Genomic DNA, 20,086 nt, shown 5'->3' with positions numbered 1-20,086 from the left:
GCCGGGCCTCGCCGGTGGACGGTCCCACTGTCTCCGCCGACACGGAGAGGGACGCGGAGACTGACGCGAAGGCGTGCTGCGCCGCCGCGTACGGCTCCGACGTCGTCGCGTTGCTGCTCGGCGAGTCGTACCACCCGGGCGGTCTGGCGTTGACCCGGCGGCTGGCCGACCGGCTCGCGTTGCGTCCCGGCGCGGCCGTGCTCGACGTGGCCAGCGGGCGCGGCGCCACCGCGCTGCTGCTGGCCCGTTCATACGGAGCCGACGTCACCGGCGTCGACCTGTCGGCGGCCAACGTGTCCGCCGCGACGCAGGCGGGTGCTGCGGCCGGGCCGGCCGATGCCCGGGGGTCGGTGCGGTTCCGGCTCGGCGACGCCGAGCGGCTGCCGGTGCCCGACGCGGCGTTCGATGCGGTGGTCTGCGAATGCGCCTTCTGCACGTTCCCCGACAAGGCCACCGCCGCCGCCGAGTTCGCCCGGGTGCTGCGGCCGGGCGGGCGGCTCGGCCTCACCGACGTCACCGTCGACCAGGCCCGGCTGCCGGCGGAACTCGCCGGGCTCGGCGGCTGGATCGCCTGTGTCGCCGACGCCCGCCCGCTGGCCGAGTACGCCGAGCTGCTGGCCGCCGCCGGGCTGCGGGTGACGTACACCGAACACCACGACGCCGCCGTCGCCGCCATGCTGGACCAGATCGAGGCCCGGCTGACGCTGGTCCGGATGACCGCCCGGGACCGGGCCGAGGCGGCCGGGCTGGACTTCGCCCAGGCACCGGCGGTGCTGGCCGCCGCCCGCGCGGCGATCGCCGAGCGGATCATCGGGTACGGCCTGCTGGTGGCGGCGAGACCGTGACCGGCGGACACGACCTGGTGGTGATCGGCGGCGGGGCCGCCGGTCTCGGCGCGGCCCGCGCCGCCGCCGGAGCCGGTGCCCGGGCGCTGCTGGTCACCGACGGGCCGCCCGGTGGCGACTGCACGTTCACCGGCTGCGTGCCGTCGAAGACGCTGATCGAGGCGGCCGGGCGCGGCCTGCCGTTCGACGACGCCGTACGACGGATGCGATCGGTGATCGCGCAGATCGCCGCCACCGAGGACGCCGCCGCGCTGCACGCCGAGGGAATCGAGGTACGCCGGGGTCGTGCCCGGTTCGTCGCGCCGGGGCGGATCGACGTCGACGGCACCGTGCTGGCCGCCAGCCGCTACGTCGTCGCCACCGGAGCCGTGCCGGCGGTCCCGTCGGTGCCAGGGCTGGCCGAGGTCCCGTACCTGACCACCGAGACGGTCTTCGACCTCGCGGCGGCACCCGGGTCGCTGATCGTGTTCGGCGGCGGCCCGGTCGGCTGCGAACTCGCCCAGACGTATGCCCGGTTCGGCACCCGGGTGACCATCGTCGAGGCCGCCGAGCGGCTGCTGCCCGGCCACGAACCGGCGGTCTCGGCGGTGATCGCCGACGTGTTCGCTCGCGAAGGGGTCACGCTGTGCCTCGGTGCGCAGGTCATCGAAGCGGGCACCACCGTCGGCGGCGTGACGCTGCGGCTGGCCGACGGCCGACAGATCCACGGCGACCGGCTGCTGGTCGCGACCGGCCGCCGGCCGACCACCGACGGGCTCGACCTGCCGGCCGCCGGGATCGCCGTCGACGACCGGGGGTACGTGGTCACCGACGCCCATTTGGCTACGACCGCGCCCGGCGGGTACGCCGCCGGCGACGTCACCGGCCGGATGCCGTTCACCCATGCCGCGTTCGCCATGGGACGGATCGCCGCCGGCAACGCGCTGTCGCGTCGCCGGCAGCGCTACGACCCGGCCGCCACGCCGTGGGTGGTCTTCACCGACCCGGAGGTGGCCCGGGTCGGGCTGACCGAGGCACAGTCGGTCGGCCGGGGCGGCCGGGTGGCGTACCTGCCGATGACGGAGATGGACCGGGCGGTGACCGCCGGCGCGACCGACGGGTTCGTCACCCTGGTCGCCGGGCCGCGTCGGCTGCTGGGCAACCTCGGCGGCGGCCGGATCCTCGGAGCGACCGTCGTCGCCGGCCGGGCCGGCGAAATGATCCACGAACCGGCGCTGGCGATGGCCACCGGCATGTTCGCCGGTCGCCTCGCCCAGGCCACCCACGCCTACCCCACCTGGTCGTACGGGATCCAGCTGGCCGCCGCCCAGTTCGTCACGGCCATCGGCGGCCGGCGGGCCCGGCCGGCGCGGGCGGCCGGGTGATCAACGCGTACGCCGCGTCGCGGCCCGGCAGGCCGGCGATGCCGCCGACCGGGGCGGTGCCCGCCCCGGACACCACCAGCCCGGGCAGCGGGGTGCGGTGGCCGGCCAGGTCCGGCGTCGGGCGCAGCATCGCCAGCTGGTCCAGGCTGATGTCCAGGTGCATCGGGTGCGCGCCGGGCCAGCGCAGTTGCCGGGCCATGTCGGCCGGGGTGTGCGTCACCCGGTCGACGACACTGGCGGCGAACCCGGGTGCCCGGGCCTCGACGGTGGCGATCATCCGGTCGGCGAACTCCTCCCGGGCGGCGTCCCATCCGCCCCGCACCTGGTACGGGGCGCAGGGGCACGCCAGGTAGACGGTGTGCCGGCCGGGCGGGGCGAGGCTGTCGTCGAGCGCCGACGGCGTGAACGCGTACGTCGGCACCGGATCGTCCGGCAGGTGACCGGCTTCGGCCTGGGCGAACCCGGCGGACAGCGAGTCGAGGCTGTCGACGTAGGACTGCAACCCGTTGCAGTCGCCGGGCCGGGCCTGCGGGTAGCCGGGCAGCCCGGTGGTGGCCAGCAGGACCAGGCTCTGTACGGCGTTGCCGCGCCCGGCGGCCCGCAGCCGGTCGGCAACCGGGCCGGTCAGCGGCGGATCCAGCAGGTCGAGCAGCGCGTTGCGCGGGTCGATGGCGGTGAGGACGGCATCGGCGGTGATCTGCGTACCGTCGGCCAGCTCGACCCCGGTGACCCGGTCGGTGCCGGGCCCGGTGCGCCGGATCCGGGCCACCGGCGCGTTCACCCGCCAACTGCCGCCGTAGCTGGCCAGCCGGGTGGCGAGCGCGTCGGTCAACGCCTGCGACCCGCCGACCGGATGCCACTGCCCGACCTGGTGGTAGAACGCCTGCCACAACGCGAAGGTGGCCCCGCCGACCTGCTGCGGTGAGGCGGAGGCGTGTGCGGCGAACGCCGCCACCGGTGCCCGGACCAGCTCGGTGTCGAACTGTTCCCGCAGCACCCGCCCGTACGGTGCCAGTAGGGTCCGGGCCAGCCCGACCGGCCCGCCGTTGCGGGCCACCGCCCGGCCACCTGCCGCCACCAGGCCCGGCATCCGCCGCAGACGCTGCATCGTGCTGGTGCCGGGGTCCAGCATGGTCCGCATCGCGGAGACGATCGGCCACGCCTGGCGCATCCAGGCCGCGTACCGCCGCGCGGCCCGCCGGTCGACCTCGGCGATCGACTCGACGGTGGACTCGACGCTGCGGTGGAACCGGACGATCGTGCCGTCGCGGAACGCCGCGATGGAGAACGGGTCCATCTCGCGGTAGACCAGCCCGGCGTCCCGCAGCCGTAGGTCCTCGACGATGCCGGTGGCGTTGATGATGTTGTGCGCGGCGGAGTGGGTGTTGAAGCGGTGGCCCGGCAGCAGTTCCTCGGTCCGGGCGCCGCCGCCCAGCTTGTCGGACTGCTCCAGCACCTGCGTCCGCCAGCCGCTGCGGGCCAGGTAGCAGGCGGCGACCAGGCCGTTGTGGCCGCCACCGACCACCACGACCCGGCGGGTACGCCGCTGCCGGGCCCTCATGCCGAGCGGCCGCGAAGGTGGCGCCACGCCCGGGTGGCTTCCGGCACGGTGAGCGCCGCCGCTGCGGTCGTGGTGGCGGCGGCCAGGGTGCACCAGCCGCAGATCCGGCGGTGCCGGCTGAGCTGTTCGGCGAAGAGCCAGGCCCCGGCGGCGGCGTCACCGGCCGCCTTGCCGGCGGCGAACAACGGCCGCCACGGTTGGCGGGTCGCCCGGTCGGCGTCGCCCGTCCCGATCAGGACGAGGGTGACGCCGGCGTTGGCCAGCGCGAGCGCGGTATCCGGGGTGTGTCCGGCGGCGTACGCTTCGCCGCTGGCGTCCACCCCGTCGGCGTCCAGCCAGGGCAGCGCCGGCTCCGGCAGGTGCCGCACCAGGCCGTACTGGTAGGTGGCGACCACCGCGTAGGCGGCGGTCGCGAGCAGGGTCGGCCCGGCCGACCACCGCCGTCGCCGCAGCACTGGCGTGTCGACCAGACGCAGGTCGTCGCTGACCTGTTCGGCTGCCCGGTCCGATGCCCGCCCGACGCCGGTGGGTCGGCCCCGGATCCGCTCGGCGGGCTGTCCCTGTCGTCTCATCCGGTCGGCTACCCTTCTCGCGGCGGACCACACGGGTGGTGGTCGCGGAGATCGTCGGAGCCGGTCGGCATGGATCGAGCCGGCCCGCTATCCTGGGGTGGCCCGGGTGTCGGCCCACTCGGGTTCGGCTGCCCGGTCCGATGCCCGCCCGACGCCGGTGGGTCGGCCCCGGATCCGCTCGGCGGGCTGTCCCTGTCGTCTCATCCGGTCGGCTACCCTTCTCGCGGCGGACCACACGGGTGGTGGTCGCGGAGATCGTCGGAGCCGGTAGGCATGGATCGAGCCGGCCCGCTATCCTGGGGTGGCCCGGGTGTCGGCCCACTCGGGTTTGTCCGGTTCGCCCCGCTTCGCGAGCCGGCGACCGTGATGAGAGGACTGACCACTGCCATGCCGATCGAGTTCGCCTACGTATTGATCGTCTTGCTGGTGATCACGAGCGTCATGCTCACCATGCTGATCCTGCTGCACAAGGGCAAGGGCGGCGGCATGTCCAGCATGTTCGGCGGTGGCGTGAGCACCAGCCTGGCCGGATCCTCGGTGGCCGAGAAGAACCTCGACCGCTACACCGTACTGACCGGCATCGTATGGTTCGCCTGCATCGTCGGCCTCGGCCTGTGGCTGAAGGTCGCGATGAGTGCGGGTGTGTGATCCGTCGCATTCCGTCGTAAGATTTCGCGCGGCCCGTTGATACGGGCCGCGCATTCTTTTGGGTACGCCCGCTTCACCGGCGTCGCACCACCGCCTTGTGCCGGTGGTGACACCCCCTCCCCGACGACAGGAGCGACAACATGGCGAGTGCCAACACGATCCGGGGCAGCCGGATCGGTGCCAGCCCGGCCCGGCCCACCGAGCGGGCCGAGCCCGCACCCCGCCGGCAGACGACCTACTGGTGTGCCAATGCGCATGCGGTGGAGATCAGCCTCGCCGTGGAGGCGGCGGCCCCGGAGACCTGGGAGTGTCCCCGCTGTGGGCTGCCCGCCGGGCAGGACCGGCACAATCCGCCGGCCCGGCCACGGACCGAGCCGTACAAGTCGCACCTGGCGTACGTGAAGGAGCGCCGCAGCGACGCCGACGCCGAGGCGATCCTCGCCGAGGCGCTCGCGGCGGTCCGCGCCCGTCGCGGCGAGTCCTGACCGGCTGCCTACCCCCACTCCCGACGCACCGGAGGCTGACCCGGCTCATCATGCCCGGGATCGGCGTCGACCGCGCCGAACATGTCCTCCGGTGCCACCCGGGCCGGCAGCTTGCCGAACCTGGCGCGCCGTAGCTGATCGAACTCGTCGTCCGCCGACGGCGCTGTCCGCTCCCGCTCCTCATCCATGGCGAAGTCCCTTCGTCGGACTCCAGTATCCCGCTGCCGTCCGTCAGGCGAGGGTTGCGTCGCCACCGCGGCATGGGGTCAGTCAGGGGCGGGCACCAGCACTGTCGTGCCTGACCAGTTGATGTGCGCGTTTCGGATGTGGTGCCACGGTTCGCCGTCCTCGTCGAGGCCGGTCAGTTCGGCGAGGTAGTGGCCGAAGCCGTACCCGCCGGCCCGCAGGGTGGCGACGGCCCACGGGTGGAGCTGGTCGGCGACGCGCTCCGGGTGGCGCTGGTCGAACGGGACCTCGATGACGCCGAGCAGGTCATAGCGTTCGTCGGTGCCACCGGGGTCAACCACCCGGCACAGCGAGAATCCGTACCGTTCGCGCTGCTCACCGTCCACCCAGCTGAGTTGTACGGCCACTGTGTCCTCCATGATCATTGATTGGATGCTGCGGTGCACGAAGCATCGCGCTAAAACTCGCTTATATCAACCCCTTGTGTTGTTCATGATCACCTGGTGTGATGTCGTGGTCACCATCCAATCGCGAGGGAGGCCACCGATGGCACGTGCACCGAGGACCCGCAAGGCACCCGCCAACCCCGCCATGTCGCCCACCGTGCAGGCCATGGAGCTCGGCATCCGACTGCGCGAGCGCCGCGAAGAACTCGGCATGACCGCCGTCGGCGTCGGCCGCAGCAGCGGCATCACCCAGGCGTACGTCTCCGGAGTGGAGATCGGCAAGGTCAAACTCCCCGCCGACCGGCTCGCCCAACTCGTCAAAATCTACGAGATCGACGACCAAGAGGCCACCGAGCTGGAGGCGTTGCGGATCGGCGCGATGGCCCGCGCCTGGTGGCACACGTACAAGCAGCTCTTCCCGGCCGAGTTCCTGCGCTTCCTGGGCTACGAGGCCGGCGCCGACCACGTCCGCACCTACCAGAACGAGATCGTCCACGGCCTGTTGCAGACCGAGGCGTACGCCCGCGCGATCCTGCGCGGCGGCAACACCTACGTCCGGCTCACCGAGACCGAGCAGCGCGTCGAGGTACGACTGGCCCGGCAGCGCCGGCTCGCCGAGGACCCGCCGCTGCGGGTCACCGCGATCTTCGGCGAGAGCACCATTCGCCAGCAGGTCGGCGGCCCGGCGGTGATGCGCGCCCAACTCGATCACCTGGCCGACCTGATGACCCGCCATCCGGAGCAGATCCGGGTGCACATCATCCCGTTCTCGGCCGGTGCGTACCCGGCGCTCGGTGGGCCGTTCCAGATCCTGACATTTCCGTCGCCACGGGTGCCGGATCTGGTCTGGCAGGAGGTGCTGACCTCCAGCGACATCATCGACCAGTCCAGCCGGGTCGCCGACTACATGATCACCTTCGGTGAGACCCTGGAGCGGGCGTTAAGCTTCGAGGAGTCCCTCGCCCTGATCCGCCAGGTCGCCCAGGAGATGACATGACGGAACACACCCCTGCACGCGGCTGGTTCACGTCCTCACGCAGCTCGGAGAACGCCGCCTGCGTCGAGGTCCGCCTCAGTGCCGACACCATCGGCGTACGCGACTCCAAGGACCGCAGCGGCTCGGCGCTGGCCTTCGACCCGGCCGCCTGGACCGGCTTCCTCACCACCCTCAAAGCCGCCGACCCCCACTGAACTGCGGTGAGCGTGGCCGCTGGCGGATCGGGCCTATTGGTCCCGGCGCAGCTGGCGGCGTCCCACGCCACGTACTTCGGCGACGCCGGGCGGGCCTGGATCGCGGCGCTGCCGCAGTTAGCCACGACCATCATGGACAGGTGGGGCCTGCGCCCCGACGGGCCGTCGAGCTGCGGAGCGATCGCCCTGGTGCTGCCCGTCGTGCAGAGCGACGGGTCACCGGCGATGCTGAAGGTGCAGCCGATCGACGAGGAGACCGTCGGCGAGCCGGCGGCGCTGCGGGCCTGGGGCGGCGACGGCGCGGTACGCCTCCTGCGGCACGACGCGCGCTCCGGCACGATGCTGCTGGAACGACTCGACGCCGACCGTACCCTGGCGGTCGTCCCCGACGACCTGGCCGCGCTGCGGATCCTCAGCCAGCTGCTCGCCCGGCTGACCTCGGTGGCCGCACCGCCCGACGTCCGCCGTCTCGCCGATGTCGCCGCCGGGATGCTCGACCGGGTGCCGCAGGCGCTGGTACGGCTACCCGCCGCCGACCATCCGCTGATCCGGCGCTGCGCGGCGGCCGTGCAGGAGCTGCTGCCGGAGGCCGGTGACCGACTGCTGCACTGGGATCTGCACTACGACAACGTCCTCGCGTCCCGGCCCGACTCGTTCGGGGTCGACCCGACCGCGTCCGGCGCTCGGGAGCCGTGGCTGGCGATCGACCCGAAACCACTAGCTGGAGATCCCTGCTTCGAGCTGCTCCCCGCGCTGCACAACCGCTGGGACGACGTGGTCGCCACCGGCGACGTGCCGCGTGCGGTCCGCAGACGCTTCGACCTGATGACCGAGATACTGGGTGTCAACCGGCAACGGGCGGTCGATTGGACGCTGGGTCGCGTACTGCAGAACCTGCTCTGGGAGTCCGGAGCCGGTGCCACGGCATGGCACAGCGCGCCGGACCGCGCCATCGCCCGCGCCCTGCTGCGCGAGGGCTGACCGGAGTGTTTCGCCGGCGGCGACCCGCCGATCAGTCGATCGTGGCGATGAGACGTCGCAGCGCGGCGCGGGCAGGTGGACCCCAGGTCGGCTTGCCGCCGGGGCGGCCGTGCAACCCGGCGTCGCCGATCAGGATGCCGCCCAGTGCACGGGCCATCGCCCAGCCACGGGCCCGGCGCCTGGTGGCGACGTCCGGCGTCGGCTGGTATGCCGCGAAGAAGTGGTCGATGCTGTCGTCCGGGAGCAGGATCCAGCCGGCAGCTAGGTCGTACGCCGGATCGCCCGCACAGAGGTCGCCGAAGTCGATGACACCGCAGATGGTGCCGTCGGCGGTGAGAACGTTGGCCGGATGCAGGTCGGCGTGCAGCCACAGCGCCGGACCTGACCACCCGGGTGCGGTGACCGCATCCTGCCAGACAGCATGAACGGCGTCCGGGTCGTCGATCAGCCCGCGTGCGGTGACTTCGGCGAGGCCGCTAGTGAACTGGTCGGTGTGGTCGGTCAACGGCCCGCCCCGGCCGCTGCCGCTGCCTGTGGGCGCGTTGTTGGGAGCGGGTCGGTGCAGCGCGGTCAGGAACGCTGCCAGGGATTCAGCTGCCGCGCGGGCTCGCGTGACCGGGGCGCGGTCGGCGGGGGGCACCTGGCACCCAGGTGGTGACGAGCCATGGCCGAGGAAACCGCACGGACGGCTCGCCGAGGCGCTGTGGTACGGGGATCGGCAACGGTAGATGCGGTGCCAGCGTGGGCAGCCAGGCGTACTCCTTACGCAGCAGCGCGTCCGCCGACCCGGTCGCCCACGGCAGCCGGACGGCGAGATCCTCACCGAGGCGCCACATCTGGTTGTCCCAGCCGCGCGCGCCCAGCCGGACCGGCCGCTCGGCGAGGTCGGGACACTGGTCGCGGAGCAGACCCCGGACCAGCTCTGCGGTGACCTCGACCTCGACGTGGTCCACGGCGAGTAACAGTAGTGCCACAGCTCTTCACCTGTTGAACCCAGGCAGGCGCTGCAGGCCCCGGATGACAGGTCGTAGCGGCGATCCGGGTTGGCGTCTAGCGCGGTCTACTTGAGTTGTCTATCCAGCTAGGCTCGCAGCCGGGGTAGGCAGGATTCGAGCTACTGCGTGAAGGCGGAAGTCACTCAATCTTTCGGTGCGGCGGCCAGAAGTCTGTGATACTCCGACATCGGGAAATCAACGAATACACGGCACGGGGCACCATGAGCGATCTCGACGATTAATTCGGGGAGGACTGGTGGAAGTGACGACCTGCTCCGTGGTCTGCCGGCGGGTCGGCAACTGGTGGGCCATCAGCGCGCCTGAACTCAAGGGCGTGCACACCCAGGCCCGGCGACTCGACCAGGTCGCTGCGATGGCTCGAGAAGCGATCGCGTTGCTGCTGGACGTCGACCCGGACAGGGTAGAAGTCGATGTCCGTCCTGAACTTCCCGGTATGGTTTCGGTAGCTCTGGACGCCAGGCGGGCGGCCCAGGACGCCGACGAGAAGGCTGAACGGGCGACCGCAACAGCGGTGCTGGCGCTTCTACGTGACGGCTATACCGTCCGGGACGCAGGCGCACTTCTCGGACTGTCACCCCAACGTATTTCGCAGATCGCCGCACGGAACACCACTACCCCTACGTCATCGGCGGCATAAGTTCGGTCGCCCGGCTTGACGCGGGCGGGGGTTCGGTCCGTGTGGTCCATCGACGGTCGATGCTGCCGAGTAGCGCGTCCTGGTGATCGGCGAGGTGGGCTCGCAGGGGCAGCGGGACGAATCGGCAGGTAAACCGCAGCCTGCGGTCCGTCCCCATGCCGGTCACTGTGTGCTGCCAGGCATCGGGGGTGTAGTCCGGGGCCTGCAGGTGGAAGTAGGTGGTCTGGCGAGGTTGACCGGTCTCGGGATGTGGCTTGTCCTCGCTCCCGATCTCTCGGACCACGGTTATGTCGGTCAGGCCGGTCTCCTCGGCGACTTCGCGAAGCACCGCGTCGTGTAGCTCCTCGCCGGGCTGCACACCGCCAGCGGGCACCTGAGTGCCGGCGTCGGGGAAGTCGATGTGGTCGAAGACCAGGAGTTGCGCACCGCTGCCGGTGGTCCGGATGACGTATCCAGCGACGCGGATCCGTGTGCAGGGCCTCATCAGTACATCGTGCACGGCCGCGACAAACATGACCGGTCTGCCGTGACGATCGCCCTCCATGTAGGGCCGTGATTACTTCGTCACCCTCGCTGTACGGTTTCCACGTGCGTGCGCCGGTGAACGTGACGATCTGGGATGGTCCGGCCGCAGCGGCACCCGCGATTCTGATCCACGGCACGCTCAGCTGGGCTGCATCGGCGTTCGAACGGCAACGGCCGTTGGCCCGGCGTCGGCGGGTGCTGCTGCCGGACCGACGGGGTTACGGCCGCAGTCCGGACCTCGACGACGGTCAGGTAACCAGTGACTACGCCGTTGACGCGCGGGACGTGGTCGCTCTGATGACCGGCGGCGTCCATCTGGTCGGGCATTCCTACGGCGGGACGGTGGCGATGATCGCCGCAGCGGCGCGGCCCAACCTGGTCCGGTCGTTGACGCTCATCGAGCCGTGCGCCCACCAGGTCGCCTCGGACGATGCGGTGGTCGCCGCAGCGGTGCAAGACGCGCGTGAATTTATGTCTGGTGCCCGCCGGTGGACCGCACAGCAGTATCTCGACCTGGTCTACCCGGCTGGGCAGCCGCGTCCGGAGCCGGCGGATTGGCTGGAGCGGGCGGCCCGGACCGCCCTGAATGAACGTCCGTGTTGGCTCGCGGACCTGGCGACCCAACCATTGACGGATGCCGCTTTCGCGAAACTGGTGGTCGTCGGCAACTGGGGCACGGTCCCTGGCGGCTACCGGCCCGGCATGGCGCAGGTGATGGAGAGGGTTGCGGCGGCGGTCGCTGACCGGATCGGTGCTCGTCTGGTGCGAGTGCCCGGTGCCGCGCACGAGCCCCACCGCGAGCAGCCCGACGTGGTCAACAAGGTGCTCGAACAGCTGTGGTCAGCCGGGTGAGGTGGTAGCCCGCTGCTCCTGCCGGTGGCCGATCGGATGCGCGTGGTCTGACATGGTGTCGGCGTGTCGTGTCGGTGGCGCGCAGTGGATCATGCTAGGCGCGGTGTTCTCGCCATGTCGTTGGTCAGCAGGTCGAGAGGAACAGGCCGCCGACCGGCTGTGTCGCGGCCAGGTCGTTGTAGTGCTGCACGGCTTGCGTCGTCTCGGCGATGTACGGCGTGATGCCGTGCCGGTCGAGAAGCTCAAGGGTGCGCGGGTCGATCTGGAGCTAAAGTTGCATACCGCGTGACAGGACGATCGTGGTCGCGCCGTGGCGCAGCAGTTCCTCGACGTCCTCGGGTTGAATTCCCGGGCTGTGCCTGGTCCCGGTCTCGGACCAGTCCCAGGCTCGGCCGCCGCCCGGGTGGAGCATGAAGTCCTTGCCGGTCCCAAGTCCTTCGACATCCATCCGACCCCACGAGATCGCCAACACCTTTGGGGACCGCTCTGCGGTGTCGGTCAACGCAGCCTCCACTTCATCCGCTGCGGCCGACATCGTGCCGCTGGCTTCCACGGTAACCGTCGACCCACCAGAGGCGTCCGACCCGGGGACGGGTGCGCCGGCGACGGTCCGGCGCACCCGGACCGAGGTAGGGGAGGGCTCGGTCAGAACGGGCTGAGTACCACTCCGGCGGAGCGGGGGTCGCCGTCGTGCACGAGGGACTCGAACGCGCCGACGTCGTCGAAGGCAAACGCATACGCCTTGCCGTCGCGCATGTTGGCGTGGATGATCCGGGCGTACTGGTTGGTCGGGTTGCTGCGGTAGAACTCGGCGGCGTTGGGGCTGGGCTGGGTGTGGATGGTGTCCAGAGTGCCCCGGTTGAGCGCGGCGCACAGCGTACGGGAGATCGGCCCGACCACCTGGTCGTTGGGGGCGGGTAGGTCACCGTCGCAGCCCCACACGCTCGCCGACGAGGGCCGGTTGAACGAGGCGACGACCTGGCCGGCACCGTTGGTGAAGGTCATCACCCGGCCGGAGGTCCGTCCGTAGTAGCGGATGTCGGGGCGGTCGCCGAACGGTACGACGGTCAGCGTCCGGCTGGTGTAGGTGTTCCACGCCGAGGTGATGTAGGAGTCGAGGTAGGTGGGGCTGAACAGGCCGGCGCCGGCCGCCTTGCCGGGGGCCAGCACCCGCAGCACGGTACCGTCGCCCCGGGTCTGCACGGTGTTGGCCCAGCCGGACTGGGCGCGGATCCCGTTGATGATCGCGTTGCGGCCGCCCGCGACAACGTCGCCGGTGCGCTTGGTGACACCGCCCGCGCCGGTCACGGTGACGGCGTGCGGCACCGCGAACATGTCCACCTGCGAGCTGTTGAGACACAGGCCGGCGTCGTTGTAGGTGAACTCGCTCCAGTTGAACAGGATGTCGCGGTTGGGGTCGCCGCCGGCCCAGGGGGCGGGCTGGACCAGGCCGGTCGGGGTGAGGAAGAACTTCAGCTTCTCACCGAGGGAGAAGTAGACCCGGCCGGAGGAGCCGCGCGGGAAGCGGACCGTCGTACTGCCACCGTTGGCCGGTCCGGCGATCGACGCGTCCGGGGCCGTCGACGGCGGTGAGCAGGGCGGCTGCGACGGCCAGCAGCCTTCTTCGGACAACCATGAGGGACTCCTCCGGTCGGGATCGGTCGGCGGTCGGACGGGTAAGAGAGCGCTCTCCGAGAAGGGTCTTATTGCTAACACTGTTTGTCAATAGATGTACGGCGATGTGGTGACCTGGGGGTGTCGACCTCGGTTATCCGGTTGCCGCTGGGGTCGGGTGTCCCCGACGATGACCGTCATGGCGACGGGTGATCGGCCGATGGATGCCGCTCGTCGCCGCGAGCTTGCCCGCCGGGTGCTCGACGGCTACGCCAGCGGTCCCGACGCCCCGGTCCGGGCGACCGCCAACGCGCTGGCGAAGATCGACCGTGCCGTCGCCCTGGTGCTCGTCGAAGGTGTCAGCGACCAGATCGCGGTGGAGACGGCCGCGGCCGGCCGTGGCCGGGACCTCGACGCGGAACGGGTGGCGGTCGTGCCGATCGGTGGAGCACATGCCACCGGCCGGTTCCTGGCCGGCCTCGGTCCACAGCGGTCGCGGGTACGGCTCGCCGGGCTGTGCGACCTCGCCGAGGCGGACATCGTCCGGCGCGGGCTGGTCGCCGCCGGCGTCGGCGCGCCTCGGACGCCGATCGATCTGGCGGATCTCGGGTTCTTCGTCTGCGTCGACGACCTGGAGGACGAACTGATCCGTGCGATGGGCGTCGAAACGGTCGAGGCCGTCCTGTACTCCCAGGGCGACCTCGGATCGTTCCGTACGCTGCAGGGCCAGCCCGCCTGGCGCGACCGGCGACCCGCAGCGCAGCTGCGCCGGTTCATGGGCAGCGGCTCGCGCCGCAAGTCACGCTACGCCCGGCTGCTCGTCGAGGCGGCCATTGCCCGCGACACCCTGCCACGACCTCTCGACCGGCTGCTCGCCTTCGTCAGACCGGACTGAAGCGGCCGTCGGACCGGACTGAAGCGGCCGTCGGACCGAAGTGGCCGCCGGACGGCGACGTCCGGCGGCCACTGAAACGCAAGGCCCGGTCAGTCGGCCGCTGCTGCCGTCATCGCCACCTCGGCGGCGGCTGCCTGGTCGAGCAGCCACCAGGTACGGCGCACGCCGCGTACCCCGCAGGCCGGCACCGCGACCGGGTCGCTGCCGCCGTACGCCCCGCCGACCGCCGCCGCCTTGTCCGCCCCGGCGGCGACCAGCCACACCTCGTCGGCGGTGTTGATGGTGGACAGGGTCAGCGTGATCCGGGTCGGCGGCGGCTTCGGGCTGTCCCGTACCGCCGCCACCGGGCGGGTCTCGCCGGTGACCGGATGCCCCGGGAACACCGACGCCACGTGCCCGTCCTCGCCGACGCCGAGCATCAGCACGTCGAACCGGGGCAGCGGGGCCGTACCCGGGCCGGCGACCCGGTCGAGGACGGCGGCGTACCGGGCGGCGGCCGCCTCCGGATCGTCGCCGTCCGGTCCGTCCGACGCGGGCATCGCGTGCACCCGCTGCGGATTGAGCGGCAGTACGTCGAGCAGCGCCTCGCGGGCCTGGGTCTCGTTGCGGTCCGGGTCGCCGGCGGGCAGGAACCGCTCGTCACCCCACCAGACGTCCACCCGGGACCAGTCGACCGCCTGCCGGGCCGGCAGTTCGCCGACCGCGCGCAGCACGGCCGCCGCGACCCGCCCGCCGGTCAGCACCACCGCCGCTTCGCCCCGCTCGGCCTGGGCGTCGATCAGCCGGACGACGAGCCGGGACGCCACCGCGCTGGCCAGCACGGTGGCGTCCGGGTGCACGACGAGCATGCCGGGGCCGCTCACGAGCCGCTCCGTGCCGGACCGGCCGCGACGACCGCCGGGTCGGTGCCGGCTGCCGGCCCCGTGGCCTTCGCCGGGTCCTTCCAGATGTGCACCCGCTTGGCGGGCCGGGAGGACAGCTCCGGCAGCCCGGCCAGGGTGCCCAGCGCCTCGGAGTAGACCTGGTCGGCGTCGAGCCGCCGCAGCTCCTCGGCGAGCTCTTCGCCGAGCGGTCGACGCACCAGCGGCATCTGCCGCTCCGGCTGCCCGGTCCGGGTGAACATCGCCGAACTGTCCTCGCGGACCAGGCTCAGCCCGTCACCGTTGGCGCAGCGCAGCTCCACCGACCGCATCCGGGGGAACGCGCTGGTCTCCTCCCAGCGCGGCGTGATGCCGAGCCGGGCCGCCAGCCAGCTGATCATCAAGGCGGCCGTCGGGTCGGCCCGGGGCGCGGTCACCGTGGCGCCGGTGATCTGCGCGTCGGTGGTGTCGAACGCCCCGGCGACCAGGGTGCGCCACGGGGTGATCCGGGTCCACGCCAGATCGGTGTCGCCCGACGCGTAGTCGACCGCCCGTTGCAGCAGCGCCTGCACCGGGTTGGGGGCCTGCGCCGAGTCGGTGATCCGCCGGTCGGCGACCACCCCCAGGTAGTCGTTGGCGATCTGCTCCGGCGGCTCGCCGTGCCACCAGGTCACCACCGGTACGTCCGGCACCAGCAGCGGCATCACCACCGACTCGGCGTGCAGCGCCAGCCGGCCGGAGGTACGCATGACGACCGCCTCGCACGGCCCGAGCCGGCCGCCGACGACCACTTCGGCGTCGAGCCGGCTGACCTTGCGGTCGATGTCGGAGCGGACCACCACGAGCAGCCGGCACGGGTGGGCTGCGGCGGCGATGGTGGCCGCCGCCTCCGCCTCGCGTACCCGCTTCTCGTCGACCACCACGATCAGGGTCAGCGCCATTCCGCTGGCCACGCCGCCGGCGCTGCGCCGCTCGGCGGCCAGGGCCTTGACCACCTCGTTGCCGGTGGTGTCCCACAGGCTGATCATGCTCTCCTCCAGGACCGGCCCTCGCGGGCCAGCATCTCGTCGGCGGCCCGCGGACCCCACTCGCCGGACCGGTACGGCTCCGGCCGGGTGCCCTCCCAGGCCTCTTCGAGAGGGTCGATCACCCGCCAGCTCTGCTCCACCTCGGCGGCGTCGGGGAACAGGGTGCGGTCGCCGATCAGCACGTCGAGCACCAACCGCTCGTACGCCTCCGGGCTGGCCTCGGTGAACGCCTCGCCGTACTGGAAGTCCATCGCGATGTCGCGGACCTCCATGGTGGTGCCCGGCACCTTGGCGCCGAACTTGAGCACCACGCCCTCGTCGGGCTGCACCCGGATGACCAGCTGGTTGTTGCTGAGCATCTCCACGTCGGTGCCGTTGAACGGCAGGTGCGGTGCGGCCTTGAACATCACCGCCACCTCGGTCACCCGCCGCGGCAACCGCTTTCCGGCGCGCAGATAGAACGGCACCCCGGCCCACCGGCGGTTCTGAATGCCCAGCCGCATCGCCACGTACGTCTCGGTGGTCGAGTCGGCCGGCACGTTCGGCTCCTCCAGGTAGCCGACGGCCCGCTGCCCGGCCACCCAGCCCTTCAGGTACTGACCGCGGACGGTGCCGGCGGCCACGTCGTCGGGCAGGCTGATCGCCCGCAGCACCTTCAGCTTCTCCGCCCGGATCTCGGCGGCGTCGAAGCTGGTCGGCTCCTCCATGGTGACCAGGGCCAGCAGCTGCAGCAGATGGTTCTGCACCACGTCACGGGCGGCGCCGGTGGCGTCGTAGAAGCCGGCCCGGCTGCCGATGCCGACGTCCTCGGCCATGGTGATCTGCACCGAGTCGACGTACTTGGAGTTCCACAGCGGCTCGAACAGGTTGTTGGCGAACCGCAGCGCCATGATGTTCTGGACGGTCTCCTTGCCCAGATAGTGGTCGATGCGGAACACATCGTCACGGGTGAACACGTCGTCGACCAGGTCGTTGAGCGACTTCGCCGACGGCAGGTCGTAGCCAAACGGCTTCTCCACCACCACCCGACGCCAGCCGCCGCACCGCTCGTTGTCGGCCATGCCGGTGCGGGCCAGCTGCTTGAGCACCTGCGGGAACGCCGACGGCGGGATGGAGAAGTAGAACGCGGCGTTGCCGTGGATGCCGTGCGATTCGCGCAGCCCGTCCAGGCAGGCCGACAGCTTGTCGAACGCGGCGTCGTCGTCGAACGAGCCGCCGACGAACTTGATGTTGCCGGCCAGGCGGGACCAGACCTCCTCACGCCACGGGGTACGCGCGTACTCCTTGGCCGAGTCGTGGGCCAGCGACTCGAAGTCGCCGTCGGTCCAGTCCCGCCGGGCGAAGCCGAGCACCACGAAGCCGGGTGGCAGCAGCCCTCGGTTGGCCAGGTCGTAGATGCCGGGGAGTAGTTTCTTGCGAGCCAGATCACCGGTGACACCGAAAATCACCAGAGCGCAGGGCTCCGGGATGCGCGGCAGCCGCCGGTCCTGCGGGTCGCGCAGGGGGTTCACGTCGCCTCCTCAGTCCGTTTTCCTCCGGACCAATTGTCAGCTGGGCAGGTTTCGAATCGTGTCCAGGAGTTGGGCGACGCCGGCGGCCCGATCGGTCAGGTGCAGCCGCAGCAGCGGCCGGCCCCGCCCGGCGAGCGCCTCACGGTCACCGGCGGCCTGCGCCGCCTGCAGCTCACCGAAGCTGTACGGGCGACCGGGCACCGGCAGGTCGTCGGTGACCGCACCGGTGATCTGCAGGAACGCGCCGACCTGCGGCCCGCCCTTGTGGTACTGCCCGGTGGAGTGCAGGAACCGCGGCCCCCAGCCGAAGGTGACCGGCCGGCCGGCGGCGGCCGCCAGCAGTGGCCGAATCCCGGCCGCGTCGGCGTCGCCGAACCGGTCCAGGTAGGCCATCACCGCGAGGTATCCGTCGGTGCCGACGCCGTCGATCAGCCAGCGCAGCGCGCCGACCAGCTCACCCGGTACGCCGTCCGGCCCGTACACCTCGATGGATCCATCGACGAACGACGGTGCCTCGGCCGGCGGCCCGGCCGCCAAAATCCGGTTGGTGTTCTCCTTCGACTCGGTGACGTTGGGCTGGTTGAACGGGTCGATGCCGAGCACCCGGCCGGCGACCGCCGTCGCGTACTCCCAGACCAGGAACTGCGCGCCGAGCGGTCCGTTGACCGCCAGGTCGGGGCGGACCCCGCCGCCGGGCACCCCGCCCGGTTGGCCGGCACCGCCGTAGGTGACGGTGAGCACGTCCGGGCCGGCGGCGCCGGGGGCGTCCGGTGCCTCGACGACCACCGGCAGGATGCCGATGCCGTCCTTGCCGGTCGACTCGGCGATCAGCTGCTCGATCCAGTCGCCGAGCCCTTCGATGCCGGTGCCGTCGGAGACCAGCGCGACCTTGTCCCGGCCGGTGGTCGCCGCCGCACCGAGCGCCGCGCCGAGCGCCAGCCCCGGGTTGTCCCGGTCGCCGCCGAGCGCGGCGGACAGCTGCTCGGCCTGGTCGAGCAGCTCGACCACGTCCACGCCGGCCAGCGCCGACGGGACCAGACCGAACGCGGTCAGCGCCGAGTACCGTCCGCCGACCTCCGGGTCGGCGAGCACCACGGTGGCGCCCATCTCCTCGGCGGTGGTGGCCAGCGGCGAGCCGGGATCGGTGACGATGACGAACCGCCGCCCCGCCTCGGCCTCGCTCAGCCCTGAGTCGAGGAACGCCTGCCAGTACGCGCGACGGTGGCTGTCGGTCTCCACGGTGCCGCCGGACTTGCTGGCCACCACCACGACGGTCCGGTCCAGTCGGTCGCCGAGCGCCGCCCGCACCTGGTGCGGGTCGGTGGTGTCCAGCACGGTGACCGGCTTGCCGACGGTGAGCGAGATGACCTCGGGAGCCAGCGACGACCCGCCCATCCCGGCCAGCACCACGTGGTCCAGGTCGCCCAGCTCGGCCTGCAGTTCGGCGAGCTGCGGCAGCAGGTCCCGGCTGCGGGTGAAGGTGTCCAGCCAGCCGAGCCGAATCTTCGCCTCGGCCTCGGCGTCCGGGCCCCACAGCGTCGGGTCCTTGCGGGCGAGTGAGCCGGGCACCTCGTCGCCGACCAGCGCGCCCCGGGTCGACGAGGCGGCCGAGGCGTCGACCGCGTCGGCCCCGTACACGCTCAGCCCGGCCGCGGCCTCGACCCCGCCGTCGAAGAAGTCGCTCATGCGTTACCTCCGGCCTGCTTGGCCGCGGCGGCGTGCCCGCTCGCGGCCGCGTTCGGCTCACCGGCGCCGGCCGCGGCCGCGTCCAGCGACGAGCGGACCCCGTCGAGCAGCTCCTGCCAGCTGGCCTCGAACTTGCTCACCCCCTCAGACTCCAGGGTCTTGACCACGTCGTCGAGGTCGACGCCGACGGCGATCAGGTCGTCGAGCACCTGCCGGGCGGCCGGGTACGAGCCGGTGACCGTGTCGCCCCGGGTCTCGCCGTGGTCGGCGTAGGCGTGCACCACCGACTCCGGCATGGTGTTGACCGTGCCGGGGGCGATCAGCTCCTCGACGTAGATGACGTCCCGGTAGGCCGGGTTCTTCGTCGAGGTGGAGGCCCACAGCGGGCGCTGCGGGTGGGCGCCGGCGTCGGCCAGGGCCTGCCAGCGGTCCGAGGAGAAGACTTCCGCGTACCGCTCGTACGCCAGCTGCGCGTTCGCCACGGCGGCCTTGCCCTTGAGCGCCTTGGCCTGGTCGCTGCCGATCTTGTCGAGGCGCTTGTCGATCTCGGTGTCCACCCGGGAGACGAAGAACGAAGCGACCGAGCCGATGGTGGTCAGGTCGTGGCCGTTGGCCTTCGCCTGCTCCAGACCGGCGAGGAAGGCGTCCATCACCGCGCTGTAGCGGTCCAGCGAGAAGATCAGGGTCACGTTGACGCTGATCCCCTCGGCCAGGGTGGCGGTGATCGCCGGTAGCCCGGCCTCGGTCGCCGGGATCTTGATGAACAGGTTCGGCCGGTCGACCAGCCACCACAGCGCCTTCGCCTCGGCGACGGTCTCCGCAGTGCGGTACGCCAGCCGCGGGTCGACCTCGATCGACACCCGGCCGTCGACGCCGCCGCTGGTTTCGTACGCCGGGCGCATCACGTCGCAGCCCCACCGCACGTCGTAGGTGGTGAGCATCCGGACCGCCTCGTCCACGCTGACGCCCCGGGCGGCCAGGTCACGCAGCTGCCAGTTGTACTCGTCGGCGTCGGCGAGCGCGGCGGCGAAGATGGTCGGGTTGGTGGTCACGCCGGCGACGTGCTTCTCCCGGCGCAGTTGGTCCAGGTTGCCGGTGCTGAGCCGTTGCCGGGACAGGTCGTCGAGCCAGACCGCCACGCCTGCGGCGGTCAGCTTTCCCAATCGGTCCGTCATCTGGAGCC

The 20,086-nt window shown here is 71.8% G+C and carries 22 protein-coding genes and 1 pseudogene; 10 read left to right on the top strand and 13 right to left on the bottom strand.

The genetic code is table 11. The annotated features are described in order from the left end of the window. The first annotated feature begins 14 nt into the window (after positions 1–14). Together O7553_RS15210 and O7553_RS15205 are read left to right on the top strand one after the other, a co-directional pair. The gene (locus tag O7553_RS15210; RefSeq protein WP_281555617.1) at positions 15–845 is read left to right on the top strand and encodes a methyltransferase domain-containing protein; all 831 of its coding nucleotides are present in this window, start codon (positions 15–17) and stop codon (positions 843–845) included. Further along, positions 842–2,209 (top strand): FAD-dependent oxidoreductase, encoded by a 1,368-nt coding sequence (locus O7553_RS15205; RefSeq protein WP_281550422.1) that lies wholly within the window; start codon positions 842–844, stop codon positions 2,207–2,209. The genes O7553_RS15210 and O7553_RS15205 overlap by 4 nt, the downstream gene beginning before the upstream one ends. On the opposite strand, the gene O7553_RS15200 is transcribed toward O7553_RS15205, so the two are convergent. Together O7553_RS15200 and O7553_RS15195 are read right to left on the bottom strand one after the other, a co-directional pair. Then, positions 2,160–3,770, bottom strand: coding sequence for an NAD(P)/FAD-dependent oxidoreductase (locus O7553_RS15200; protein WP_281550421.1), 1,611 nt, complete (start codon positions 3,768–3,770; stop codon positions 2,160–2,162). The genes O7553_RS15205 and O7553_RS15200 overlap by 50 nt on opposite strands. Continuing rightward, positions 3,767–4,342, bottom strand: coding sequence for a vitamin K epoxide reductase family protein (locus O7553_RS15195; RefSeq protein WP_281550420.1), 576 nt, complete (start codon positions 4,340–4,342; stop codon positions 3,767–3,769). Before O7553_RS15195 ends, O7553_RS15200 begins: the two co-directional genes overlap by 4 nt. A 387-nt stretch (positions 4,343–4,729) precedes the next feature. Between O7553_RS15195 and secG the strand changes: the two genes are divergently transcribed. Together secG and O7553_RS15185 are read left to right on the top strand one after the other, a co-directional pair. Continuing rightward, the gene (gene secG / locus O7553_RS15190) at positions 4,730–4,990 is read left to right on the top strand and encodes a preprotein translocase subunit SecG (protein WP_278169949.1); all 261 of its coding nucleotides are present in this window, start codon (positions 4,730–4,732) and stop codon (positions 4,988–4,990) included. A gap of 140 nt (positions 4,991–5,130) precedes the next feature. After that, entirely contained in the window at positions 5,131–5,475 is a 345-nt protein-coding gene (locus tag O7553_RS15185) for an RNA polymerase-binding protein RbpA (RefSeq protein ID WP_281550419.1), read from the top strand. An 8-nt stretch (positions 5,476–5,483) separates the two neighbouring features. Here O7553_RS15185 and O7553_RS15180 read toward each other — a convergent pair whose 3' ends face one another. Both O7553_RS15180 and O7553_RS15175 read right to left on the bottom strand, forming a co-directional pair. After that, the gene (locus O7553_RS15180) at positions 5,484–5,663 is read right to left on the bottom strand and encodes a hypothetical protein (RefSeq protein WP_281550418.1); all 180 of its coding nucleotides are present in this window, start codon (positions 5,661–5,663) and stop codon (positions 5,484–5,486) included. Between the two features lie 78 nt (positions 5,664–5,741). Next, entirely contained in the window at positions 5,742–6,086 is a 345-nt protein-coding gene (locus O7553_RS15175; protein ID WP_281550417.1) for a hypothetical protein, read from the bottom strand. A 121-nt stretch (positions 6,087–6,207) separates the two neighbouring features. On the opposite strand from O7553_RS15175, the gene O7553_RS15170 reads away from it, so the two are divergent. Genes O7553_RS15170 through O7553_RS15160 form a run of 3 tightly spaced genes read left to right on the top strand, consistent with a single transcriptional unit; the run spans position 6,208 to position 8,279 of the window. After that, complete coding sequence (locus tag O7553_RS15170; protein ID WP_281550416.1) at positions 6,208–7,104, top strand: helix-turn-helix transcriptional regulator; 897 nt, start codon at positions 6,208–6,210, stop codon at positions 7,102–7,104. Beyond that, positions 7,101–7,298 (top strand): DUF397 domain-containing protein, encoded by a 198-nt coding sequence (locus O7553_RS15165; protein WP_281550415.1) that lies wholly within the window; start codon positions 7,101–7,103, stop codon positions 7,296–7,298. The genes O7553_RS15170 and O7553_RS15165 overlap by 4 nt, the downstream gene beginning before the upstream one ends. Before the next feature lie 6 nt (positions 7,299–7,304). Continuing rightward, positions 7,305–8,279, top strand: coding sequence for an aminoglycoside phosphotransferase family protein (locus O7553_RS15160; protein ID WP_281550414.1), 975 nt, complete (start codon positions 7,305–7,307; stop codon positions 8,277–8,279). Positions 8,280–8,310: 31 nt separating this feature from the next. Here the strand turns inward: O7553_RS15160 and O7553_RS15155 are convergent. Continuing rightward, positions 8,311–9,115, bottom strand: a pseudogene (locus O7553_RS15155) (aminoglycoside phosphotransferase family protein). A 415-nt stretch (positions 9,116–9,530) separates the two neighbouring features. On the opposite strand from O7553_RS15155, the gene O7553_RS15145 reads away from it, so the two are divergent. Next, positions 9,531–9,932 (top strand): type II toxin-antitoxin system HicB family antitoxin, encoded by a 402-nt coding sequence (locus O7553_RS15145; RefSeq protein WP_281550411.1) that lies wholly within the window; start codon positions 9,531–9,533, stop codon positions 9,930–9,932. Here O7553_RS15145 and O7553_RS15140 read toward each other — a convergent pair. Beyond that, positions 9,913–10,416, bottom strand: a complete 504-nt coding sequence (locus O7553_RS15140; RefSeq protein ID WP_281550410.1) for an NUDIX domain-containing protein — start codon at positions 10,414–10,416, stop codon at positions 9,913–9,915. The genes O7553_RS15145 and O7553_RS15140 overlap by 20 nt on opposite strands. A 104-nt stretch (positions 10,417–10,520) precedes the next feature. Here O7553_RS15140 and O7553_RS15135 point away from each other — a divergent pair, with 104 nt between their 5' ends. Next, a complete protein-coding gene (locus tag O7553_RS15135; protein WP_281550409.1) occupies positions 10,521–11,309 on the top strand; it encodes an alpha/beta hydrolase in 789 nt (262 codons plus the stop codon). Positions 11,310–11,577: 268 nt separating this feature from the next. On the opposite strand, the gene O7553_RS15130 is transcribed toward O7553_RS15135, so the two are convergent. Together O7553_RS15130 and O7553_RS15125 are read right to left on the bottom strand one after the other, a co-directional pair. After that, complete coding sequence (locus O7553_RS15130) at positions 11,578–11,811, bottom strand: hypothetical protein (RefSeq protein WP_281550408.1); 234 nt, start codon at positions 11,809–11,811, stop codon at positions 11,578–11,580. 143 nt (positions 11,812–11,954) lie between these two features. Continuing rightward, on the bottom strand, positions 11,955–12,941 hold the full coding sequence (locus O7553_RS15125; protein WP_281550407.1) for a beta-1,3-glucanase family protein: 987 nt from the start codon (positions 12,939–12,941) through the stop codon (positions 11,955–11,957). A gap of 202 nt (positions 12,942–13,143) precedes the next feature. Here O7553_RS15125 and O7553_RS15120 point away from each other — a divergent pair, with 202 nt between their 5' ends. Next, a complete protein-coding gene (locus tag O7553_RS15120; protein WP_281550406.1) occupies positions 13,144–13,818 on the top strand; it encodes a TOPRIM nucleotidyl transferase/hydrolase domain-containing protein in 675 nt (224 codons plus the stop codon). A gap of 89 nt (positions 13,819–13,907) precedes the next feature. Here O7553_RS15120 and pgl read toward each other — a convergent pair whose 3' ends face one another. Genes pgl through tal form a run of 5 tightly spaced genes read right to left on the bottom strand, consistent with a single transcriptional unit; the run spans position 13,908 to position 20,078 of the window. Continuing rightward, a complete protein-coding gene (gene pgl / locus O7553_RS15115; RefSeq protein WP_281555616.1) occupies positions 13,908–14,666 on the bottom strand; it encodes a 6-phosphogluconolactonase in 759 nt (252 codons plus the stop codon). Positions 14,667–14,677: 11 nt separating this feature from the next. Continuing rightward, positions 14,678–15,706, bottom strand: a complete 1,029-nt coding sequence (locus tag O7553_RS15110) for a glucose-6-phosphate dehydrogenase assembly protein OpcA (RefSeq protein WP_281550405.1) — start codon at positions 15,704–15,706, stop codon at positions 14,678–14,680. Then, positions 15,703–17,217 (bottom strand): glucose-6-phosphate dehydrogenase, encoded by a 1,515-nt coding sequence (gene zwf, locus O7553_RS15105; RefSeq protein WP_281550404.1) that lies wholly within the window; start codon positions 17,215–17,217, stop codon positions 15,703–15,705. The genes O7553_RS15110 and zwf overlap by 4 nt, the downstream gene beginning before the upstream one ends. A gap of 36 nt (positions 17,218–17,253) precedes the next feature. Next, the gene (locus O7553_RS15100) at positions 17,254–18,903 is read right to left on the bottom strand and encodes a glucose-6-phosphate isomerase (RefSeq protein ID WP_281550403.1); all 1,650 of its coding nucleotides are present in this window, start codon (positions 18,901–18,903) and stop codon (positions 17,254–17,256) included. Continuing rightward, positions 18,900–20,078: a transaldolase gene (gene tal, locus O7553_RS15095; RefSeq protein ID WP_281550402.1), complete on the bottom strand. Its 1,179-nt coding sequence runs from the start codon at positions 20,076–20,078 to the stop codon at positions 18,900–18,902. Before tal ends, O7553_RS15100 begins: the two co-directional genes overlap by 4 nt. Between the last annotated feature and the right edge of the window lie 8 nt (positions 20,079–20,086).

This window comes from Solwaraspora sp. WMMA2059 (genome assembly GCF_027497315.1).
Taxonomy (GTDB): Bacteria; Actinomycetota; Actinomycetes; order Mycobacteriales; family Micromonosporaceae; genus Micromonospora_E.
Note: the sequence above shows the minus strand (reverse complement) of the source record. Positions and strands in the feature narration are given on the sequence as shown.

What these genes read in the sequence shown, in the direction of transcription:
- O7553_RS15185 (WP_281550419.1), top strand. Translation starts at nt 5,131, where the DNA reads ATGGCGAGTGCCAACACGATCCGGGGCAGCCGGATCGGTGCCAGCCCG.
- O7553_RS15180 (WP_281550418.1), bottom strand. Translation starts at nt 5,663, where the DNA reads ATGGATGAGGAGCGGGAGCGGACAGCGCCGTCGGCGGACGACGAGTTC.
- O7553_RS15170 (WP_281550416.1), top strand. Translation starts at nt 6,208, where the DNA reads ATGGCACGTGCACCGAGGACCCGCAAGGCACCCGCCAACCCCGCCATG.
- O7553_RS15140 (WP_281550410.1), bottom strand. Translation starts at nt 10,416, where the DNA reads ATGAGGCCCTGCACACGGATCCGCGTCGCTGGATACGTCATCCGGACC.
- O7553_RS15165 (WP_281550415.1), top strand. Translation starts at nt 7,101, where the DNA reads ATGACGGAACACACCCCTGCACGCGGCTGGTTCACGTCCTCACGCAGC.
- O7553_RS15195 (WP_281550420.1), bottom strand. Translation starts at nt 4,342, where the DNA reads ATGAGACGACAGGGACAGCCCGCCGAGCGGATCCGGGGCCGACCCACC.
- O7553_RS15120 (WP_281550406.1), top strand. Translation starts at nt 13,144, where the DNA reads ATGGATGCCGCTCGTCGCCGCGAGCTTGCCCGCCGGGTGCTCGACGGC.
- pgl (WP_281555616.1), bottom strand. Translation starts at nt 14,666, where the DNA reads ATGCTCGTCGTGCACCCGGACGCCACCGTGCTGGCCAGCGCGGTGGCG.
- O7553_RS15175 (WP_281550417.1), bottom strand. Translation starts at nt 6,086, where the DNA reads ATGATCATGGAGGACACAGTGGCCGTACAACTCAGCTGGGTGGACGGT.
- O7553_RS15100 (WP_281550403.1), bottom strand. Translation starts at nt 18,903, where the DNA reads ATGAGCGACTTCTTCGACGGCGGGGTCGAGGCCGCGGCCGGGCTGAGC.
- tal (WP_281550402.1), bottom strand. Translation starts at nt 20,078, where the DNA reads ATGACGGACCGATTGGGAAAGCTGACCGCCGCAGGCGTGGCGGTCTGG.
- O7553_RS15200 (WP_281550421.1), bottom strand. Translation starts at nt 3,770, where the DNA reads ATGAGGGCCCGGCAGCGGCGTACCCGCCGGGTCGTGGTGGTCGGTGGC.
- secG (WP_278169949.1), top strand. Translation starts at nt 4,730, where the DNA reads ATGCCGATCGAGTTCGCCTACGTATTGATCGTCTTGCTGGTGATCACG.
- O7553_RS15110 (WP_281550405.1), bottom strand. Translation starts at nt 15,706, where the DNA reads ATGATCAGCCTGTGGGACACCACCGGCAACGAGGTGGTCAAGGCCCTG.